Here is a 4,851-nt window from a genome sequence, read left to right as displayed (position 1 = left end):
GGAGGAGAGTTCGTGCTGGGTGAGGGTGTCACAGGCGTGGGCGGGGCCGGGGTTCGGTAACCTGGCGATACCGCGTGTGGGTCAGGAAGTGATAGTGGACTTCCTGAACGGGGACCCGGACCAGCCGCTGGTCATGGGGCGGACGTACCATGAGGACAACCGTTCGCCGGGGAGTCTGCCGGGGACGAAGACGCAGATGACGATACGGTCGAAGACGTATAAAGGAAGCGGTTTTAACGAGCTGCGCTTTGAGGACGCCACGGACAAGGAAGAAATCTACCTGCACGCCCAGAAAAATATGCAGGTCGTGGTGCTGAACAGCAAGGATAAGCGGGTCAACTATGACCGGGCGGTCAGCATCGGGCATGATGAATTCCTGGTGGTGGCAAATGACCGGAAAGTGACGGTTGAAGGTAAACAGGACCATAAAACCACCAAAGACCACGTCAGCCTGACAGAGGGCAATCAGGGACTGGAGGTGAAAGGCGATCTGGCACAGAAAATAAGCGGCGCGCTGGGTATCAGCGTACAGGGCGATATTGTTTTACAGAGCGACAGCAAAATCAGTCTGCGGGTGGGAGGTTCATTTGTGGTGATCCATTCCGGCGGCGTGGATATTAAGGGCGCGAAAATCAATCTTAACGGCGGGGGCAGCCCGGGAGACGTGATCCTGCCGATGCGCCCGGTGATCCTGAAAGCCGCAGCCGGGAGTGGTTCGATGTTTGTGGCGCACTGCCCGAAGGAGGATAAGTGATGGAAACGGCACCCGTACAGTACGCTATTGTGGATGGTGCTGTGGAAGAAGGATTGCTGGATTTTCTGAACGAAGTGAATCCCCCACACTGCTGTCTGTATGCAGAACCCATACAGCCGGATCTGGTCGCGCTGGCCCCCTATCTCGTGGAAGTTGTTCCGGAGGTTGAAGCATGGCTGAGAGATAAGGCGTCGCCATGGGGAATATATCTGACTTCTGAGTCATCCATGCGTGAGCTACAGCAACACTTCAGACGTTATCTGTGGGTTAGGATCCCCGAACAGGAGAAACCTGTTCTCATGCGATTTTATGATCCCCGGAATATATGGGTATTAGCGGAAGTTCTTACCCCCCGCCAGCTTCTTTTTTTTATCAACCCCGTCAGACAGCTAAGTACCCGCTATGGTGAAGAATGTCGTGAGGATAATTTTTCTTCCGTCCGTCCCGCAGAAACTATGAATATAAGGGCAGAACGGCCATCACAACTGATGCTGAGTTACAGACAATATAGCCAACTGGAACGAAAGGCACGGGATAATTATCTTGATACATTATCTGTATTTATCGAAGAAAATGCAGAAAAAGAAGGGTGGGATGATTCATCAAAAGCTGAATCATCCCGAATTCTGGCAGAAGATTATTTCTCTTTTTGCCAGTCATTAAATATAGCAGATGATCGTTCCGTCAGAACAATGACGCTTATCTTACTGAAAAAAAACATAATCGATCTCCGATATATTCCGGATGACTGGTATGAACTATTCAGCAATCAGTCATATCCGGGACATATTCGGGTACATGAACTTGCACAACAGGAACTGGGATTTATCCCGCAATAAAAAGACAAACGGATAGATTATATGACATCTCCATCTTCGACAGCCGGAAAGCCTTGTGTGGAATGCGGCATACCTGATCCATGTATTTTTGATGTTATTAGTGATTTTCCAGAGGCCGGCGAGAAACATTTCTGGTCAAAAGAAGGAATGGCGCGTTTTAAGCTACTGGACGATGGTTTTGGATGTGATGGTATAATTACCATTACCTACCAGTGCGACAACAGTGGGACACATGAGGCATGGTTAGAGGAAGAATCAGAAAACAGTCGTAAGATACTGCAACCTTTTGGAAAACCCAATAATGTTACATTATATTATGAAGGTTTCAAGGGTGGAATGAATATCATTGATGCGTTTCATTCTCCGTGGGAGTATCTGAGTTCAATTACCATGCCACATGATGTTCTTTATGAACCAGCACATTACACAGTCAGAATTGATAGCTGTTACGAGCACAACTCCTATGTCGAGATTAAGGTTTATCCTTCATTAGAAATTCGGTTTACCACAGGGCTTAGTTATGAGATTTCGTCATCACAACAGACACGAGCGGTAAAAGATCGACGTGATGAACGGAGAAAAGCTCGGGAGGCGATGGAAGATACAAAACCTAAAGATAAAAATAAACTACGAAGCGGATGGACAAATACAACCGCTGAGTTTGAGTTGTTTCACAAGACATCTCTTACCGTTGAACTGGGATTAAAAGTCGCTAATGTTGAATATACACACAAGTATGTAGAGGAAATAAAAAAACTCAGACAAATAAAACAACTGGAGCAGATGAGTAGAATAGATGCGCTGATTAAAAGCATTAACAAATACTTTGCGCCAGATCCTGACAACAAAGATGGTACGCGTAAATATGCGTTATTCAGTGCAAAAATAGAACCTGTCACACTGGGGATTTCTTATGCTTATCAATACACTGATATTAAAGATGGTCCGTGCCATTTTTATGGTCTATATGGTGCTCCATTTTTCAAAGCATCATTCCGATTTGATATCATCTCATTTATATGTGCATACTGCAAAATGGAAGATCTGGTAAACCGATGCCGTGAATATCTCCGCAAGCATGGAACCAGTGTTGAATGCTATATCGAAATTTCACCGGAAGTTAATCTCGATCTTGGGGCTGTATATTCTCAAAAAGATAAAGCATGGGAATTTAACACTAAAGAAAGCAATATTAAACTTGGTTTGAAAGGTGAGGTTAGTGCAACATTTGAGACGAATGTTTTTGTCGTGAAATTGAAATCTGAGGTTGGTGCTTCTATAGAAGCAAAAGCTGGGTTTGGATTTGATAAACGAGATGATGGAATGGATCTTGTTCTATTTCATGATGGAGTGACGGGCGCGTTTAAAGTTAAGGTTGACATATCTCGCGGTGATAAAGATAGAAAAGAGAATAGTGAGAAACCCGAAAAAGAAAATGAACTTAAGTGGCAACTATGTAAACCTTTGGAAGTAGATGACTCACCATTACGGATTAATTTGTATGGTAAGGAAAATACTGTGGAAAAAAAAGTAACGCCAGTGACGCAGTGGCAGATAGGCACTGATTATTGAACGGCGAAGAATGAATCAAATTAAAGATAATAAGGTAATTATGAAAATAAAAAATTTAATATCAGTCATTTTACTATCAGGAGGTATTATGGGGACTGGATTGTACTCGAGCGATAACCATCAAAAAATCCGCAGCAGGTTTAATATACAGGAATCATATTGTGCCATTAAGACTAATGGTGTCCTTGGATTCAGCAACCGAAAGGATGTATTGCGAGAAAATGGTGATTCAACCGGAACCACCAGTTCCAGCACTAATGCCATGATGCTGATGGAAAATGGTGAAAATGAAATCAGTCTGGAGATTGGGGCGTTAAGGTGGTTTTCTGATAAACCTGCCAGTACCGAAGAACGAGGGCATTTCTCCCAAAAAGCAGGGTGCAGTCTGGATTTGGTTCGTTTTGTTAAGCAGGAAGAAACCATACTTTCTTCGATAAAGGTGACCATCAACCAGCAGGGAATACCTGAAGCGCAGCCAGACAGCATGCATCCTGTTATCCGAAAAGAGATTCTGGCTGAGCAGGCAGAACCCGGATTTATTGATCCAGACTATTTTAATGAAACTTATTTCCCGAAAGGGATGAAGGTGTATCAATTTACACAAAAGGTCTCGGTGGCGGGGCTTCCTGAATGGGCCTGGACGCGAGCTACGCCCTTTACCGGAAGCGATGAACAGTTACAGAAGCTAAAAGCAGCCTATATCGAAATGGCTGCAATTATTAGCAGCGGGGACAGGGCACGTCTGAAAGCTTCTCACAAAGAGGCACTGAAAGCCTGGTCAGTCACAACCGGTGACAGTGAGGATGAAATATTGCTCTCGCTCTATCCAAAAGAAGAAATAGAAGGCAGGAAAGCCAGAATGCAGCCCATCAGATGGGGCGATTACGCTATCCGGGTTATGAATAATGGACGTATGGTGCAGCTATATAATAAATCGAAACCAACATATTCTCCGCTGACTTATCGTTTCATAGATGAAGATGGTGATGAAGTTATGGGGTATTACGCTCCGGTATTTTCGCTGATTGATGGTCAGTTTATCCCTGTCACTTGATTAACCTGTTGGGCTACAAATCAGGATGTCCGGTAAGGTGATTATTGCTGAGTTAAGCACCTTACCATTTTTTTAATTTTTTGTCGCTGATATTCCAGACAGGAAAACAATATGCCTTTAGCTGCCAGATTAAACGACAAAGGTACCCAGCATGATGGCTACCGTGAGACAGTCATCATTGCGGCTTCATCGACGGTATTTATTGATGGATTACCTGCCGCCCGCCAGGGAGATCCGCTGACGCCGCATGATAAACCGAAGCATCCCCCTCATCCCCGAAAAATCGCCAGAGGCTCGTCAACCGTCTTTATTGACGGCCTGCCCGCCGCCAGAACCGGTGATGCTATTGACTGCGGCGGCGTGGTTATTGGTGGCGGTACGGTAAATATAGGCTGATATGTCTGAGAGGTATTTATGTCCTTAAAAGGTCTTCGCTTTACGCTGGAGGTTGACGGCCAGGAGCCGGACACCTTTGCAGTGGTGAATTTCAGGTTAATCCAGAACCAGTCTTATCCGTTTGTGATGAGTGTGGATGTCGCCAGCGATTCTTTTATGCAGACGGCGGAGATGCTGCTGGAGAAGAACGCAACGCTGACTATCTGGCAGGGTGTCATCCCGCTGCGTTATGTCAC

At 45.3% G+C, this 4,851-nt stretch carries 5 protein-coding genes and 1 pseudogene; all 6 read left to right on the top strand.

Annotated elements, in window-relative coordinates:
• Positions 1–754 (top strand): type VI secretion system Vgr family protein (locus C4F37_RS26680; protein WP_228997552.1); only part of this gene is annotated, 754 nt, incomplete at its 5' end.
• On the top strand, positions 754–1,593 hold the full coding sequence (locus tag C4F37_RS26675) for a DUF4123 domain-containing protein (protein ID WP_001538297.1): 840 nt from the start codon (positions 754–756) through the stop codon (positions 1,591–1,593). The genes C4F37_RS26680 and C4F37_RS26675, both read left to right, overlap by 1 nt.
• A gap of 21 nt (positions 1,594–1,614) precedes the next feature.
• Complete coding sequence (locus C4F37_RS26670; protein ID WP_001529091.1) at positions 1,615–3,165, top strand: hypothetical protein; 1,551 nt, start codon at positions 1,615–1,617, stop codon at positions 3,163–3,165.
• A gap of 88 nt (positions 3,166–3,253) precedes the next feature.
• The gene (locus C4F37_RS26665; RefSeq protein ID WP_000536612.1) at positions 3,254–4,219 is read left to right on the top strand and encodes a hypothetical protein; all 966 of its coding nucleotides are present in this window, start codon (positions 3,254–3,256) and stop codon (positions 4,217–4,219) included.
• A 111-nt stretch (positions 4,220–4,330) separates the two neighbouring features.
• Positions 4,331–4,615, top strand: a complete 285-nt coding sequence (locus C4F37_RS26660) for a type VI secretion system PAAR protein (protein ID WP_001127502.1) — start codon at positions 4,331–4,333, stop codon at positions 4,613–4,615.
• 18 nt (positions 4,616–4,633) lie between these two features.
• Positions 4,634–4,851, top strand: a pseudogene (locus tag C4F37_RS26655) (type VI secretion system tip protein VgrG); the annotation flags it as partial.

The organism is Escherichia sp. R1, assembly GCF_003000935.1.
GTDB lineage: Bacteria > Pseudomonadota > Gammaproteobacteria > Enterobacterales > Enterobacteriaceae > Escherichia > Escherichia coli.
The sequence above is the reverse complement of the archived record's forward strand: the minus strand, read 5'-3'. Positions and strand labels throughout refer to the sequence as shown.

Excerpts from the sequence above, each read along its gene's own strand:
- C4F37_RS26665 (WP_000536612.1), top strand. The coding sequence starts at position 3,254 with ATGGGGACTGGATTGTACTCGAGCGATAACCATCAAAAAATCCGCAGC.
- C4F37_RS26660 (WP_001127502.1), top strand. The coding sequence starts at position 4,331 with ATGCCTTTAGCTGCCAGATTAAACGACAAAGGTACCCAGCATGATGGC.
- C4F37_RS26670 (WP_001529091.1), top strand. The coding sequence starts at position 1,615 with ATGACATCTCCATCTTCGACAGCCGGAAAGCCTTGTGTGGAATGCGGC.
- C4F37_RS26675 (WP_001538297.1), top strand. The coding sequence starts at position 754 with ATGGAAACGGCACCCGTACAGTACGCTATTGTGGATGGTGCTGTGGAA.